The sequence below is a fragment of the Arthrobacter sp. NPDC093125 genome (genome assembly GCF_044754225.1).
In the GTDB taxonomy this organism is placed as follows: Bacteria; Actinomycetota; Actinomycetes; order Actinomycetales; family Micrococcaceae; genus Arthrobacter.
Genome location: NZ_JBIVOQ010000011.1, coordinates 20,225 through 34,876 on the forward strand (window position 1 = coordinate 20,225; position 14,652 = coordinate 34,876).

9 protein-coding genes and 4 pseudogenes are annotated in these 14,652 nt (G+C 63.5%); 2 read left to right on the top strand and 11 right to left on the bottom strand.

What is annotated here, in order from left to right; genetic code table 11:
* Positions 1 to 76: 76 nt before the first annotated feature.
* From ACIP9X_RS16985 to ACIP9X_RS17025, 9 genes and pseudogenes are all read right to left on the bottom strand, one after another.
* Positions 77 to 1,027, bottom strand: coding sequence for a sugar kinase (locus tag ACIP9X_RS16985; protein WP_400480931.1), 951 nt, complete (start codon positions 1,025 to 1,027; stop codon positions 77 to 79).
* Positions 1,024 to 1,710, bottom strand: a complete 687-nt coding sequence (locus ACIP9X_RS16990; protein WP_400480932.1) for a bifunctional 4-hydroxy-2-oxoglutarate aldolase/2-dehydro-3-deoxy-phosphogluconate aldolase — start codon at positions 1,708 to 1,710, stop codon at positions 1,024 to 1,026. The genes ACIP9X_RS16985 and ACIP9X_RS16990 overlap by 4 nt, the downstream gene beginning before the upstream one ends.
* A gap of 81 nt (positions 1,711 to 1,791) precedes the next feature.
* The gene (locus tag ACIP9X_RS16995; protein ID WP_400480933.1) at positions 1,792 to 3,183 is read right to left on the bottom strand and encodes an MFS transporter; all 1,392 of its coding nucleotides are present in this window, start codon (positions 3,181 to 3,183) and stop codon (positions 1,792 to 1,794) included.
* Positions 3,184 to 3,257: 74 nt separating this feature from the next.
* Entirely contained in the window at positions 3,258 to 4,310 is a 1,053-nt protein-coding gene (locus tag ACIP9X_RS17000) for an NAD(P)-dependent alcohol dehydrogenase (protein ID WP_400480934.1), read from the bottom strand.
* Positions 4,307 to 5,827 carry a mannitol dehydrogenase family protein gene (locus ACIP9X_RS17005; protein ID WP_400480935.1) on the bottom strand — a complete coding sequence of 507 codons (1,521 nt, stop codon included), beginning with the start codon at positions 5,825 to 5,827 and terminating at the stop codon, positions 4,307 to 4,309. Before ACIP9X_RS17005 ends, ACIP9X_RS17000 begins: the two co-directional genes overlap by 4 nt.
* Positions 5,828 to 5,831: 4 nt before the next feature.
* A complete protein-coding gene (gene manD / locus ACIP9X_RS17010) occupies positions 5,832 to 7,049 on the bottom strand; it encodes a D-mannonate dehydratase ManD (RefSeq protein WP_400480936.1) in 1,218 nt (405 codons plus the stop codon).
* Positions 7,046 to 8,026, bottom strand: a complete 981-nt coding sequence (locus ACIP9X_RS17015) for a 2-hydroxyacid dehydrogenase (protein WP_400480937.1) — start codon at positions 8,024 to 8,026, stop codon at positions 7,046 to 7,048. Before ACIP9X_RS17015 ends, manD begins: the two co-directional genes overlap by 4 nt.
* Positions 8,027 to 8,037: 11 nt before the next feature.
* Positions 8,038 to 9,018 (bottom strand): LacI family DNA-binding transcriptional regulator, encoded by a 981-nt coding sequence (locus ACIP9X_RS17020; RefSeq protein ID WP_400480938.1) that lies wholly within the window; start codon positions 9,016 to 9,018, stop codon positions 8,038 to 8,040.
* Positions 9,019 to 9,896: 878 nt separating this feature from the next.
* A pseudogene (locus ACIP9X_RS17025) lies at positions 9,897 to 10,031 on the bottom strand (L-serine ammonia-lyase, iron-sulfur-dependent, subunit alpha); the annotation flags it as partial.
* 5 nt (positions 10,032 to 10,036) lie between these two features.
* On the opposite strand from ACIP9X_RS17025, the pseudogene ACIP9X_RS17030 reads away from it, so the two are divergent.
* Positions 10,037 to 10,378, top strand: a pseudogene (locus ACIP9X_RS17030) (integrase core domain-containing protein).
* A 302-nt stretch (positions 10,379 to 10,680) separates the two neighbouring features.
* Positions 10,681 to 12,876 (top strand): annotated as a pseudogene (locus ACIP9X_RS17035) (molybdopterin guanine dinucleotide-containing S/N-oxide reductase); the annotation flags it as partial.
* A 36-nt stretch (positions 12,877 to 12,912) separates the two neighbouring features.
* On the opposite strand, the gene ACIP9X_RS17040 reads toward ACIP9X_RS17035, so the two are convergent.
* Together ACIP9X_RS17040 and istA are read right to left on the bottom strand one after the other, a co-directional pair.
* Positions 12,913 to 13,413, bottom strand: a complete 501-nt coding sequence (locus ACIP9X_RS17040; protein ID WP_400480939.1) for an ATP-binding protein — start codon at positions 13,411 to 13,413, stop codon at positions 12,913 to 12,915.
* A pseudogene (gene istA / locus ACIP9X_RS17045) lies at positions 13,394 to 14,574 on the bottom strand (IS21 family transposase). Before istA ends, ACIP9X_RS17040 begins: the two are co-directional and overlap by 20 nt.
* Positions 14,575 to 14,652: the final 78 nt, after the last annotated feature.

A 14,652-nucleotide genomic window follows, 5' to 3' on the forward strand; every position in this document is an offset into this window, starting at 1 on the left:
CCATGGTTCGGGGTACAGCGCCTTGGTTGTCATTTTCTGTTCTCGGGACGACACCCGGGGAGCGCCGGCGTAGCCGTTAGCGGCTTACGGGCTCGCGGGTTTGGAGTATCTGGAGTTCGTGGCGGCGGGGGAAGCCTTCCCAGTCGCCTGGGACGAGGCATGCGAACGCTCCTGTTGCTGTGGCTGTCTTGAGCCTGTGTTGTGGTCCGCTGCCCGTGATGAGTTCGGCGAGGTAGCCGGCGACGAAGGCGTCTCCGGCGCCTACGGTGTCTACAGCGTCTACCGGGACGGCTTCCTGTCGGAATGTCGTGCCATTGATCAGGGCCAGGGCGCCGTCCGCGCCGAGTTTGATGACAGCCTGGCTTGGCCCGAGCGCAGCTATTCGCCGGGCCAGCTCTTCGGGTTCACCTGGGCCTACTGCTATTGCGGCTTCGTCATCGCCGGCAAAGACGATGTCTGCAAACGGAATGATGTCGTGGTAGAGGCTGCCCGCTTTCTCTGGTGACCAAAGGTTTCCGCGGAAGTTTAGGTCGAAGGAAACCATTACGTTGTTGGTTTTTGCTGTTTCCACCGCGTATTTAAGGGTCGCCTCCGCTTGAGGGGAGAGTGCGGGGGTGATGCCGCTGACGTGCAGCAGGGCGGCGTTTGTGATGAGTTGTTCGTTGATGTCTTCGGGTTTGATGCCGGATCCGGCGCTGCCTGCCCGGTAGTAGTTGACTCGTTGGGTGGACGGAGTCCTGCGTTCTTTGATCATGAGCCCGGTGGGGGCGGCAGGGTCGACGGCGATGCGGACATCGACGCCTTCGGCGCGGATCTCGCGTTCGACCAGATTCCCCAGTGAGTCCGAGCCGACACGTCCGCACCAGACGGCCTGCACGCCGAGCCGCTGAAGGCCAATGGCGACATTGGATTCCGAGCCCCCGATGCCAAGGCTGAGGGTGGAGGCATGGGCGAGGGGACCGACTTGGTCAGCGCGCATCAGCGCCATGGTTTCACCGAAGGTAAGGACATACTGCGCTGCGTTCACTGGCTGGCACCAAGTTCGTCTGCGGTTTTGTCCACCAGTTCGCGGACGAGCCGGGCCCTGGAGGTGAGTTCGTGCAGGTCTCCGCCTTTGAAGGCGTCCCCCAGTAAGGGCCCGCCCAGGCTCACTGCAAGGGCTCCTGCCCTGATCCAGCCCGGAACGTCTTCAATGTTCACTCCACCGGACGGGATGACCTGGATGTCAGGGAACGGGCCGCGGAGCTGGGAAACATAGCCGGGGCCAACGGTGGAGGCCGGGAAGACCTTGACGGCGGTGGCGCCAAGTTTCCATCCGGTATGGAGTTCGGTGGGCGTCAGGCCGCCGGGGTAGACGGGGACATCGCGGCGGACACAGGCCGTGATGACGTCCGGGTCGGTCACAGGGGTAACGAGATAGGCTGCGCCAAGGTCAAGGGCAATTTCCGCTTCAGCTGCTGCGGTGACGGTCCCGACGCCGATTTCGAGTGCGTCCCCGAACCTTTCCTGGAGGAGGGGCAGTTCATCCCAGACTCCTGGCGTGCTGAGGGTCAGTTCGATGCTCAGCACGCCGCCGCGCTGCAGAGCCTCAATGACGGGAGCATAGTTGGAGGCATGAGCGGCGCGGAGGACCGCCACGACCCGGGTGGTGTCGAGGATCGCGGACGGGGCCGGGCGGAAGAAGGTGCCTTGGTCATCGAGGCGCTGCATGGAGGTTCCTTTAGTGGTCAGGCGGGGAAAAACGGTGCCCGACGGCGGCGGATGCCGCCGCCGTCGGGCTGTGCGAACGATTTACTTGGCGTGCTGCGCGGCCGTCATTTCTGACGTGGCTGCGTTCTCTGCGGTGGCCTTGTTGTTCCACTGGGCATCCTCGGGGTCCGTGAGGTCGCGGTTGAGGGTTTCCGGCGTCATCCTGGTTGCGATGAAGCTGACGAGCATGACCAGGGACATGTAGATGGCAACAGGGATCCAGGAGTTGCTGAAGAGTGCCAGGAGCCCGGCGCAGATCATCGGGGCAACGCCACCGCCGATGATTGAGGCGAATTCGCGGCCGAGGGTGACGCCGGCGTAGCGGTAGCGGCTGCCGAAGATTTCCGGGAAGTAGCTCATGTGTACGCCCACGACGCCCTGGCAGGCCAGCATGAAGCCGACTACCATCACCAGGATGATGGCCACGGGCGACCCGGTGGTGAGAAGCATGAAGGCCGGTGCGGGGAAGAGCACTAGCGCTCCGGTGATGATCGAGACGACGCGCCGGCGGCCGATCTTGTCTGACAGCATTCCGAAAGCAACTGCTGCCACGCCGCCGCAAAGTGCACCGATCAGGAGTACCTGAGGGATGAATTTGGGGTCTGTTCCGACTACTGAGATCAGGTAGGTCGCCATGAATACCTGGATGGTGTAGGACTGTGCGCTGACGCCGAACGTCATCATCGTGACGCGAAGGACGTTGGCCTTGCCGAACTTCGCAACCTCCCTGAGTGGAGCGGGGGGTTCTTCACGGGTCCGCTTAATTTCTTCGAAGACCGGGGACTCGTCAAGCTTGCGCCGAATGATCATTGCCGCGATGGTGACGAAGATGCTGGAGAGGAAGACGAGCCTCCAGCCCCAGTTCATCATGTCGTCCGGGGCGAGTGCCTGGGCAGCCATCCAGACGAGTGCGCCGAGGGCGGTTCCTGCTGCGGCACCGACCATGATCAGCGATGCCATCTTGCCCCGGGTCCCGAGACGGGCGGATTCAGTCAGCAAGGTGGCGCCACCTGATTGCTCGGCGCCGGCACCGAAGCCCTGGCCTGCACGGCAGAGGACAAGGAGGATCGGAGCCCAAACACCGATCTGTTCGTACGTGGGCAACAGGCCGATGAGCAGTGTCGCGCCGCCCATGATCAGCAAGGTGGTCACCAGGACCCACTTGCGGCCGAGGCGGTCCCCGTAATGTGAGAAGAAAATGCCGCCGAGGGGACGGGCCAGGAAGCCCACGGCAAACGTGCTGAAGCTGGCGATCATGGCGACGGCCGGGGATTCGTTGGGGAAGAACAGCTGGCCGAACACAAGGGCAGCCGCTGTCCCGTAGATAACGAAGTCATATAGTTCCAGCGTGGTGCCGATGAGGCCGGCAAGGGCTGCTTTGCGGACCTTGCTTTGGTCAGGTTCCTGATGGGGAACGTGTGCTGCTGTGGTCATTTCCATACTCCTTTGAATGGATGCTTCTGTATGTAGGGTCCGCGCACGCCTTCAGCGCGGGGACCCTATGGAAGTCAGTAGGTGATGAGGACTTTCAGGTTGGTGGGGTCGGTTACAGGGGCCGTGAGCGCGGTCGCGGCCTCTTCGAGCGGGTAAGTGCTGGTGACGACGGCTGCCAGGTCTACTGCTCCTGATGCAGCGAGTCTGATCGCGGTGGGAAAGGCATGGGCGTAGCGGAAGGCGGTGACGAGGTCGATTTCGTAGCGCTGGAGGAATCCGAGCGGGATCCCGTCCACGGTTGGCCTGGCCTGGCCCACCACCGTGGCGCGGGCGGCCGGCGCCAGGGTGCGGATGCCGCTGGCCAAGGCGAGCGTGTTGCCGGAGCACTCGATCAGGCGGTCCATGTTTTCCAGGTCCAGGGGAGCCGTGGCGGTGTTGATGGTGCGGGTTGCCCCGAACGTGCCGGCAACGGCGAGCCGGTCATCGTTCACGTCAGTCAGCACGATCTCCGCTGCCCCCTTGGCGGCTGCCACCTGGGACACTAGCAGACCGATGGGACCGGCGCCGGTGATGAGCACCCGGTGTCCGGGCTGGACCTGGGCCCGTTCGACAGCCCAGACAGCAACTGCGAGCGGTTCGATGGCTGCTCCGATTTCGGCCGGGATCGCGTCGGGCAACACATGGAGGGCAGCTTCGGGGACCACGACGTGGCGGGCGAAGAGCCCATCTGTTGGGGGTGAGCCGAAGCAGGTACCGGACGGGCAGAGGTTGTACCGGCCCGAGAGACAGGTGGGGCAGTCACGGCAGGGGAGGGCCGGTTCGATAACGACGGCGGTACCCGTGGCCAGGCTGGCCTGCGGCCCCGCGGCGATGATGACTCCCGCGCCTTCATGTCCCAGCACTGTGGGTTGGGTCAGGATGTTGGTGCCGTTACGACCGTCCGCGTAGTAGTGCATGTCTGAGCCGCAGATGCCGCCGGAGCGCATCTCCACCAGAACATCCCTGGGGCCAAGCGGCGGCAGGGGTTTGTTTTCGATCCGGATGTCCAGGGTTGCACGGAGGACGGCTGCGTCGGTGGTCGTGGGGAGTTCAGTCTGGGCTTCAGGGGCAAGGATTTGGCTGGTCATGGTGTGCTCCGGGTGGCTGCGTAAGGGTGTGAGGGCGTGCCGGCATCGGCGATCGCGGCGATGGGTCCATGGGTGTGGAGGGTGTCGATGAGCTCGCCCGTGCGCTTGATGAAGCCGGTCTGGCCCGCCAGCTCCTCACCGAGGAGGTGATGTTCGGCGAGCACCCGCTCGGCCAGGTCCGGGCCGGAATGGGACTGGGCCGCCAGTGTGGAAAGCAGCGCCCGGGCCGGGTCTTCCATGGCAGCGGCCTGCGGGCCGGGGTCGAACCCGTTCAGCGGCGCGATGCAGGTCAGGTAGGCAGCTGTGGTCAGTGCCAGCAGGTGCGGCATCTGCCCTGTTTCCAGCATCTGCAGCGCCGGAAGCGGGACGCGCTGACGAAGTTTTACCGATCCATCGGAGCCGACCTGGCTGGTCCGGTGACCCAGCGCGGTGTTCCGCCAGCGGGAAAAGAGCTGTTCTTCGTAGGCGTCAATGTCCACGCCGGCCGGTACCGAGACGCTGGGAAGGTATTCGTTCCTCAGCACCGAGCGGGCCGCCAGTTCGATGTGGGTGTGGGCGACGGAATCGGGAATGGTGACAGCACCGGAGAGGGCACCGAGGTAGGCGATCAGGGAATGGGTGCCGTTGAGCAGCCGGACTTTGAGCTGTTCGTAGCCGGCGACGTCATTGGAGAACACGGCACCGCCGGCTTCCCAGGCCGGGCGTCCGGCAATGAAGTTGTCTTCAACGATCCACATCGTGAAGGGCTCGGCCGGCACGGGGATGCGATCGGTGTACCCGGCCTTATCTGAGACAAGGTTGCGGTAGTGCTCTGTTGTTGCCGGCACGATACGGTCCACCATGGAGGACGGAAAACTGGTGCAGGTGTCAATGAAAGCCAGTGTTTCGGTGGCCTCAGCGGGGGAGAGCTGTGAGGCAAACTCCCTGATCAGCCGCTCAGTGTGGTGGCCGTTATCGGCAAGGTTGTCGCAGCTGAGGATTGTCACCGGCTGTGCATGGGTGCTGGCCCTGTGCTGCAGGCCGCGGACGATTTGTCCGATGGGTGTCCGGGGAGTACCTGCGTTTTCGAGGTCGTGGCGGATGGCCGGGTCCTGCAGGTTCAAGGAGCCCGTGGCCGGGGTGTAGTGGTAACCGTTTTCAGTCACCGTCAGGGAGACGATGCGCGTCGCGGCGTCGCCGATGACCTGAAGCACACGGTCCGGATTGTTCGCTGCCGTGAACGCGTCGCTGTGGACCCGCGGGACCGAGAACCTTGAACCTTCCGGCGAAATCTCTACCACTGTGTAGAGCATGTCCTGGGTGTGCATGGCGTCCGGAACCGCGGATGAGCGGCTCGAAACACCGATGATGCCCCAGTCCCCGCCGGCCGCGGTGACGGCGGCGTCGGTGTAGACGGCCTGGTGGGCGCGGTGGAAGTTGCCCAGTCCGAGGTGGACGATACCGGGGGCCGGGGCAGCGTTTCGTCGCAGGATTCCCGGGAGGGAAGCGGAGAGCTGCGGGATGCTGGAGGGGTTCATGTTTTTACCAGTCCTTCATGGAGCCGTCGAGCTCGCGGGCGATGGGCAGATACGCCTGTTTGTAGGGGAACCGGGCTGCTGCTGCTTCGTCCACGTGGACTCCGAGGCCGGGTTCTTCTCCGGGGTGGAGGTAGCCGTCCTCGAAGCGGAAGCTCGATTGGAAGACTTCGGACACCAGCGGGTCGTAGCCCATGTACTCCTGAATAGCGAAGTTGGTGGTCGCCAGCCCGAGGTGGAGGGATGCGGAGAGATTGATCGGGGAGACGTCCGAGGGCCCGTGCGGGGCACCCTTGATCTGGTAGACCTCAGCCAGCGCCAGGATTTTGCGGACGTGGGAGATGCCTCCGGCGTGAACGACGGCTGTGCGAATGAAATCAATGAGCCGTTCGGTGATGAGCAGTTCACAGTCCCAGATGGTGTTGAAGACTTCGCCGATGGCCAGGGGGATGGTGGTCTGCTGGCGCAGGGTGCGCAGCAGCCGCTGGTTTTCAGACGGCGTAACGTCTTCGAGCCAGAACAGGTCGACGTCTTCCAAGGACCTGGCCAGACGGGCGGCTTCGGTGGGGTTGAGCCGGTGGTGGACGTCGTGGAGCAGTTTCAGTTCAGGGCCCACGTGCTCACGCACGGCTGCAAGGACCTTGGGGGCGTGGCGCAGGTAGGCCGAGGTGTCCCAATCTTCTTCAACGGGTCCGGCCCCGCGGCCGGCCGGTTCGTAGCTCGTGGCGCCCTTGGTGACACCGTAGACCTTGTCCAGGCCGGGGACGCCGGACTGGGCGCGGACGGCCCGGAAGCCCTGTTCGCGGCGCTGGTCCACGGAGTCCAGCAACTGGGGGAGGTCCCAGCCTGTGGCGTGGGTGTAGGTGAGGATCTTCTCGCGTGCGGCGCCGCCCAGCAGTTGGTAGACGGGGACGTCCAGGGCCTTGCCCTTGATATCCCACAGCGCCAGGTCGATCGCCCCGATCGCGGCCATGGTCACGGGCCCGCGCCGCCAGTAGGCACCGCGGTAGAAGTACTGCCAGGTGTCTTCGATCCGGTCCGCGTCGCGGCCCAGCAGGGCGGGGGCGAGGTGATCGCGGAGGTAGCTGGCGACGGAGAGTTCGCGGCCGTTCAGGGTGGCGTCTCCCCAGCCGACGATGCCGTCGTCGGTGGTGATCTTCAGGGTGACGAAATTGCGGCTGGGGCTGGTGACGAGGACGTCGACGTCGACGATTTTTCGGGTCATCGGGAAATCACTACATTCTTCAGGGGCTGGTTCGTGGACAGTCGGGTTATGTTTTCGGCGATCTCGCGGGCGCGGCCGCGGAAGGTTTCGGCGGTCACGCCGGAGGAGTGGGGAGTCATGATGACGTTGTCGAGCCGGCCGAACGGCAGCGTGGAGGGCTCACCGCGGCCGTCGGTGCCAGGGTACTGGTACCAGACGTCAATAGCGGCGCCGGCGATCCGCCGGTCTTTCAGTGCCTCGTAGAGTGCGGTTTCGTCGACGACGGGGCCGCGGGCGACGTTGACCAGCTGGCCGTCGGGTCCTAGGTCGTCCAGTTCGGCTGCGCCGATCAGGGAGGTGGTTCCGGCGTCGAGCGGGATGCTGACCACCAGCACGTCGGATTCGCTGAGCGCCTCGCCCAGGCGGTCCGTGGTGCCCGTCCAGCGCAGCGAGTTCTCTTGTGCGTTGACGGATCCGCTGCGGGTAATGGCAATGCCTTCCGCGCCGAAGGCCTGCAGCAGTTTCCAGGCGGCGCTGCCGATGTGGCCGAAGCCGAGGAACGTCACCACGGCGCCGCGCAGTGTTTCGGGCTGGCGGATCTCGGGCGAGTAGACCGAGGAGGACCAGACTCCGGTGCGCAGGGCCGCGTCCTGGCCCAGTAGGTTGCGGCGCAGGGCCACGAGCACGGTGGCAATGTGCTCGGCGATGGAGCCTTCGTGGTGGAAGGTGTTGGCGCAGACGGCTCCGGCGGGCAGGGCGTCGGCGTCGATGCCGTCGTAGCCGGCGCCGGCAACGTGCACCAGCCGGAGGTTCCGTGCATCGGCGCCCATGGCGGCGGTGAACTTCGGCCCCACGTAGACGTCGGCGTCCTTTAGATCGGTCAGGACGGAGTGTTCGTTCCAGCTGTCATGCCAGGACGTGACGGTCCCTTCCGGCAGCGCCGCTTCGAAGATGGCCCGCTGGGGCATCAGGTTGGAGTCTGCGATGACGATTCTCATGGTTACTTTCCCTACAGGGTGTGGTCGGCGGTGCGTGCGGCGAATGTCGAGCCGCGCACGATGAGCTGTGAGTTGAGGTGGACGGCTTCTGTGGCGGTGTGCTTGCCAGCGATCTGTTCGAGGAGGAGTTCGAGGGCGAGTGAGCCACTGCGGCTGATGGGGACCCGGACGGATGTGAGTCCGGGTTCGGCGGCGGCGGCGATGTCGAGGTCGTCGATGCCCACGACGCTGATGTCTTCCGGGCAGTGGTAGCCGAGCGTCCGGGCGCCGGCGAGCATGCCGATGGCCACGAGGTCGTTGTAGGCGATGGCGGCGGTGGCACCACTGGCAACCACCGAAGCGGCGGCGGCCAGGCCGCCGTCGACCGTGGCGTTCTGGTTGCCCACGGTGATCAGTTCCATGCCCCACTCGTCACAAAGGCGCGTGATGGCGGCAAGCCGCTGGCCGTTGGCCCATGAAGAGGCCGGACCGGGAATGTAGGCCAGCTTGCGGTGGCCAAGGGCGTGCAGGTGCTCAACAGCCTGCCGGATCCCCTCGCCAGCCTCCATCAGTACACGGGCCGCTTGGTCAGCCTCGCCGTTGATCACCACGAGCGGAGCGTTGCCGGCCAGGTTGTGGATCTGGTCCGACGGGAGCCGCGGAGAGCAAAGGATGATGCCGTCCACCCCGGTGGCAAGGGCCACGAGGTGGTCGCGCTCTCGGGCGGAGGACTCGCCGGTGTCGGCCAGGACCATCCGGTGACGGCCGTGCCAGGCCTGGTCCTGGATCGCCTTGATGAGCGCCGCGAACACAGCGTTGGAGATGTCCGGGACCACGACACCAAAGGTCCGGCTGCCGCTCAGTCCCGGGACGTCGTAGCCAAGCTGGGCAGCAGCGTCCATGACCTTCTGCCGCGTTTCGGCAGCGAGCCGGCCGGGATCGCCGAACGCCCGTGACGCCGTGGCGAGCGAGACGCCCGCGAGCTTAGCGACGTCCGTCAGTTTTGCCGGCATAGGTCCTCCAGTTGCTTCGTTGAAACCCTTCCCCTCCAGTATGGAAAAGATTGTACAAACTTGTCAAGTATTTTCCATGAGCCACATCACATACAGGGATGTTCGGATAAACGTGGGAGGCTGCGCGGGACGGCATGAGTGAGCGCCTGCTTGAGAGCGAATGCGGCTTTGGCCGCTAGGGAACGGCGTTCATGACCCACGGGACGCCTGCGGGTGCCCAAATCCGGACAAACCCTGCGTCTGCGGTTCGGGGATGTCACCTACAGACCGCTGAAAAGCAGGGGCGTCGTGGCCAGGCGCGCGAATTTGGCCGGTGCCAGGGGATTGGACGGCCCTACTTCTCTCTGCTTGCTGAACGCCGATAACGCACGTTTCGTCACAACGGGAAAGCCCCCTCCAAACGCCCCTTTTGGAGCTGGAAAATGGCAAAAAGAAGGTGTGGACATTGTCCACACTTTGGGCTCCGGACTGGGTTGTACAGGTGCCGGATTGACTCGGATTGCTTATGTTTTCGGGAGCTCCCGGGGTTTGCAAGGGCCAGAAGGCAGTTCGAGTCCCACCTCGGGCACAGTGTTTCCGCAGGTCAGAAGCTTTTTCTTCACTGAGTGTTGACAAAGCTTGACGCATTGGGGCTGCAAGGTGTAGTAGCAGGGCCCGTTGCCCGGGCCAGAGGGCCCTTATCCGTGGCGCGTTTCGGTTTTCTGCGGACCACGCAGCCCTTCTGCTCGATTACCGCCAGCACTTAAGCGCGCACGTCTTGCACGCGCCATCCGACCAGCAGCGGCAACTTGCCCGTGGCAGCGGAGTCTGGGGCGTGAAGCGTTACGTTGGGGTCTAAGACCTGCTTCTTCAAATCGTTAGTAAAGGGGAACTAGTACCAATTCTGACGATTCGATGCAGGGTACCTGGACCAGACCGCCAATGGGGTCACAGGTGAGGCCTAGGTTGTGTTCCATCGCGATTTCAGCGGCATTCTCGATTATTTCCGGTGTTCCTCCTAGGACCTGCGGCAGCCTTCATGCGAAACGCGATCGCCGCATTCTCCGCCCAAGGGGTGAAGATCCAGCGGGTGCTAACCGATAACGGCTCCTGCTACCGGTCCAAAGCCTTCGCCCGGGTCTTGGCCGATGCCGGGATCCGCCACAAACGCACCAGACCCTACCGGCCCCAGACGAACGGAAAAGTAGAACGCTTCGACCGCATCCTCCTGGAAGAGTGGGCCTACGCCCGGCCCTTCCTCTGAGAAATCGAACGCCAAGCCTGCTACCAGGACTTCATCGAGCACTACAATCAGGCCAGGCCCCACACCGCACTCAAAGGCGCCTCACCCGCCAGCCGCGTCACCAACCAACCGGGTTAGTACACCTAGGGCCAACATCAAGCCTCACATGTCGGTCCCATAGGCAGGCCTATCTTGGCGGACAGCTTGGCCAACTGCTGGGGCCACGCTGGCTGCTCCTGAAAATTCCGTTCTTGGAGATCCCACGACCTCTTCAGTGGGCTGTCGGCTCTTCTCCAATTTTCGTGCAGGCGACCTCGAACTAAATTGGTTCAAAAGCGGACTGAAGCGCCTGAAGTGCCGGACCAGAGGGCCATCTCTGAGATAACGGCGACGGAGATTCAAGCGCGGTCGACTAGGAAAGCACCCAAAGGGACGGAAGCATGCGCACGCATTTGACACACTGGGGAGCGTTCGAAGCTGAAAGTGATGGCAAGTCACTCAGGTCCGTCAAACCTTGGTCTGGTGATCCGGACCCCCGTGACATCTTGAACAACGTGGCTTCAGCGCAGCACCACCCCACACGCGTACTCCGCCCAGCGGTCCGTTCGGGTTGGTTGGAACACGGACCAGGTGCTGGGTCAGGCCGGGGGAATGAACCCTTTGTGGAGGTTTCCTGGGAACGGGCTATCGAATTGGTCAGTGCAGAACTAGGACGGGTCTACTCCGAGAAGGGTCCCTCGGCTGTATACGGCTGTTCCTATGGATGGGCCAGCGCGGGGCGGTTCCATCATGCTCAAAGCCAGATCCATAGATTTCTTAACTCTCTGGGAGGGTATGTTGCCGGCGTTTCGGACTACAGCTATGGCGCGTCCGGGGTGCTGTTGCCGCACATCATCGCTGCCACCCCGGACCAGGTCATGGCTCGTGCAACGTCATGGAGCGTGGTCACTGAAAACACGGAACTGTTCGTCGCCTTTGGTGGCCTGTCGGAAAAGAATAGCGGCATTGGTCCTGGCGGAATTGGCCGGCATGTCGCCAGAGACGCGATCCGGAAGGCAGTAGCTCGAGGATGCCGATTCATTGACGTAGCTCCGATCGCGGATGACACGTACAGCGAAGCCAACGCGGAATGGATCGCCCCACTGCCCGGCAGTGATGCTGCCTTAATGCTGGCACTCGCGTACGTGCTTGATTCTGAAAACCTCGCCGACCATGATTTCCTCTCCCGGTATTGCGTTGGTATGGACAAATTCCTGCCGTACCTACGTGGCGAGGTTGATGGCATCCCCAAAGACGCTCGCTGGGCTGAGAAGCTAACAACCATTCCCGCCGATCGGATTGTGCGCTTGGCGCGTGACATGGCGGCCTCGCGAACGATGATCAACCTCAGTTGGTCCATGCAGCGGCAGCAGCACGGCGAGCAGCCTATCTGGCTGGGGGTGACGTTGGCAGCGATGCTTGGACAGATAGGGCTGCCCGGTGGTGGGTTCCAGCACGGATATGGTTCCTCCGCCGACGTCGGGCTACCCCTGCGAGTATCCAGCGCGCCCTCATTCCCGCAGGGGCGTAACCCCGAGACGTCCTTTATTCCTGTCGCAAGAATTTCAGACATGCTGCTCGAACCAGGCAGTCAGATCGATTTCAACGGTGAGCGGATCACCCTGCCGGAAATCGAGTTGATCTACTGGGCTGGCGGTAATCCGTTCCATCACCACCAGGACCTGGCGCGCTTCCGGAGGGCATGGTCCAAGCCTGCCACTGTCATCGTCAACGAACAATTCTGGACCAGCACGGCAAGGCATGCTGACATAGTGCTTCCAGCCACCATGTCCTTCGAGCGAAACGATTATGGTGCGGGTCGTAACGATCCTTCATTCTTCCCGATGCATGCTCTCACAGCACCGGCTGGCCAGGCGCGGGATGACTATGACATCTTCGCCGCTATAGCGGGAAAGCTTGGTCGAGGTGACGTCTTCACCCAGAATCGGGACACTATGGGCTGGCTCCGCCATCTGTATGACGGGTGGCAGAAAAAGCTTGCTGAGCGCGGCATCGAAGTCGTTGATTTCGACACCTTTTGGGAGACCGAGAAAATAGAAATACCGGTCATTGAACCCGACCAGGTTCTGTTTTCGGCGTTCCGACGGGATCCGGAGATGAACCCCCTGGCCACGCCCAGTGGCAAGATTGAAATCTTTTCATCCACCATCGAGAATTTTGGTTACGTGGATTGTCCCGGCCATCCTGTTTGGTTGGAGCCTGACGAGTGGCTTGGCTCGGCGGGTGCCTACCCGCTGCATCTCATCGCGAACCAGCCGAAGACGAAACTACACAGCCAGCTGGACATCGGTGCCACAAGTCAGAAAGCAAAAATCCAGGGACGAGAGCCGATTCGCATGAACCCTGAAGATGCAGCAGCGCGCGGCCTCACCGACGGACAGATTGTCCTGGTTCGAAACGACCGCGGCAGTTGCTTGGCCGGCCTGGTCGTCTCGGCGGCCCTACGACGAGGCGTCGTTCAACTTTCAGCCGGGGCCTGGTACGATCCGGCGCTTGATGACCCATCATTCTGTCGCCACGGCAATCCTAATGTCCTCACAGCTGACAGGCCCTCATCGAGTCTTTCGCAGGCTACGACAGCACAACATGCACTTGTGGAAGTCACGGGCTGGTCAGGCGAAGTTCCTGAGTTGACTGTGACGAAGCCGCCCATCCTGATGACAGAAGTCGATGGCGGTCGCGAACAGGACGCGATGGCCCAGCTGGGTGACGCGCAGCCCCAACCCGGTGGCGAGATGTGTTTTGCCGGTCCCGGGTGGCCAGAGCAGGACGATGTTGGAAGGTTTGGTGAGGAACGCTCCCGTGGCCAGGTGCGAGATGGTGTCGCCTTTGAGTCCGGACCGGTGGTCGAAGTTGAAGACCTCGAGTGATTTGCGGGCAGGAAATCCGGCTGCCCGGGCGCGGGCTTCGGCTCCGGATGCTTCCCTGGCGGCGACTTCCCGGGACAGGACCGCGGCGAGGTACTCCTCGTGGGTCCAGCCGTTGTCGCGGGCCTGGTCCGCGAGCCGCGGGCCGCTGCTTCCCGGATAACGGGTGCCTTCATGGCCCGGGAGTAGTACTCGATCTGGCCGGCGGTTTCCTTGGCGTCGGGCATCAGGCGACCTGCCCGTCATCGAGTACGACACCGAACGCCCGGTCGTAGTCAGCCAGGTCGCGAAGCTGCTGTGTCTCCGGCGGGTGCCAGGTTCTGGAAGGCTTTCCGCAGCGTCCGGGCGGCCTCGACGTGGTCCGGATCGGTGATCGTCAGGCCCGTTCCCCAGGACCGGGGGTGGCTGCCGATGCACGTCCAGGCTGATCGTGACCGTTTCAGGTCTGCAGTGACATGGACGAACCTCCCGATGGCCTGCCGGTGGACGGAGTAGTCGTTGGATCCCATCCGGACGTAGTACTCCCGTGGAAGCCGGACCCGGGCGGCGAATCCGGTCACGGGCGGAACCGTCGGCAGTCCCAGCATCGCCGCCTTGTCCTGGCCGATCAACTCCTCAGGCCGGGCGCCGGTCCGCCGGATCAGCCGGGCGCTGGCTTTGGCAGCCACCACGCGAGCTGGGCGTTGAAGTCCTCGGACGAGACGAAGGTCCGGCCGGGCAGGAACGAGCTCTCCAGGAACTGGTTCGTCCGCTCCACGACGCCTTGCTCTCCGGGTCGTAGGGCTTGACCTGCACGATCCTGGTCGCGAGGACCCCGGCGAAGGCCGCGACTCCGGCGGCAGAGCTGTTCCGCCGCCCGATGCCGGTTTCGTTGTCCCAGATCAGTCTCCGCGGAACCGCACCCAGGGACCCGATCAGCTCCCACAGCCGGCCAGCAGGTCCCCGGTCATCCGGGAGGGGATCATCCTTGCCATGATGAATCGTGAATGCGAGGACACCATCACCAGCATGGGTTTTCCGGTCCCGACGGGCATCCACACCTCCGGGAACCACAGGTCGCACTGCGCCTGGTCACCGGGTTCGAACTGATCCGGTCCGCGGGATCCGCAGGGGCATGCTCCGGCCGGATCCTGGCGACGTTCTCCCGGAACCATGCCGCGGACCCGGACCAGCCCACCCGCTGCGCGAGCACGTCGCCGGCATCCGGGTTCCCCTCAGGAGCGCCCTGATCGCCGGCTCCACCGCCTTGATCCCGGAGTCCTGCGGCGCACGCACGTATGCTGGCGGATAATCAGCGCTGACCGCTTTCGCGACAGTGTTCCGGGAAATACCCAGCCGCGCCGCTATCGACCTCATCGATTCACCCTCGGCAAGATGCAACCGCCGAATAAGCGCCCAATCCTCCACTGTGATCACCCACCCAATCGTTTGGAATGGGTGGGTGAGTTTTCAACCGTCACAATGGCTCAGTTTTCGACCGTCACT

Coding starts and splice junctions, on each gene's coding strand:
- ACIP9X_RS16995 (WP_400480933.1), bottom strand. CDS start 3,183: ATGACCACAGCAGCACACGTTCCCCATCAGGAACCTGACCAAAGCAAG.
- ACIP9X_RS17040 (WP_400480939.1), bottom strand. CDS start 13,413: ATGACGGGCAGGTCGCCTGATGCCCGACGCCAAGGAAACCGCCGGCCA.
- ACIP9X_RS17000 (WP_400480934.1), bottom strand. CDS start 4,310: ATGACCAGCCAAATCCTTGCCCCTGAAGCCCAGACTGAACTCCCCACG.
- ACIP9X_RS17015 (WP_400480937.1), bottom strand. CDS start 8,026: ATGAGAATCGTCATCGCAGACTCCAACCTGATGCCCCAGCGGGCCATC.
- manD (WP_400480936.1), bottom strand. CDS start 7,049: ATGACCCGAAAAATCGTCGACGTCGACGTCCTCGTCACCAGCCCCAGC.
- ACIP9X_RS16990 (WP_400480932.1), bottom strand. CDS start 1,710: ATGCAGCGCCTCGATGACCAAGGCACCTTCTTCCGCCCGGCCCCGTCC.
- ACIP9X_RS17005 (WP_400480935.1), bottom strand. CDS start 5,827: ATGAACCCCTCCAGCATCCCGCAGCTCTCCGCTTCCCTCCCGGGAATC.
- ACIP9X_RS17020 (WP_400480938.1), bottom strand. CDS start 9,018: ATGCCGGCAAAACTGACGGACGTCGCTAAGCTCGCGGGCGTCTCGCTC.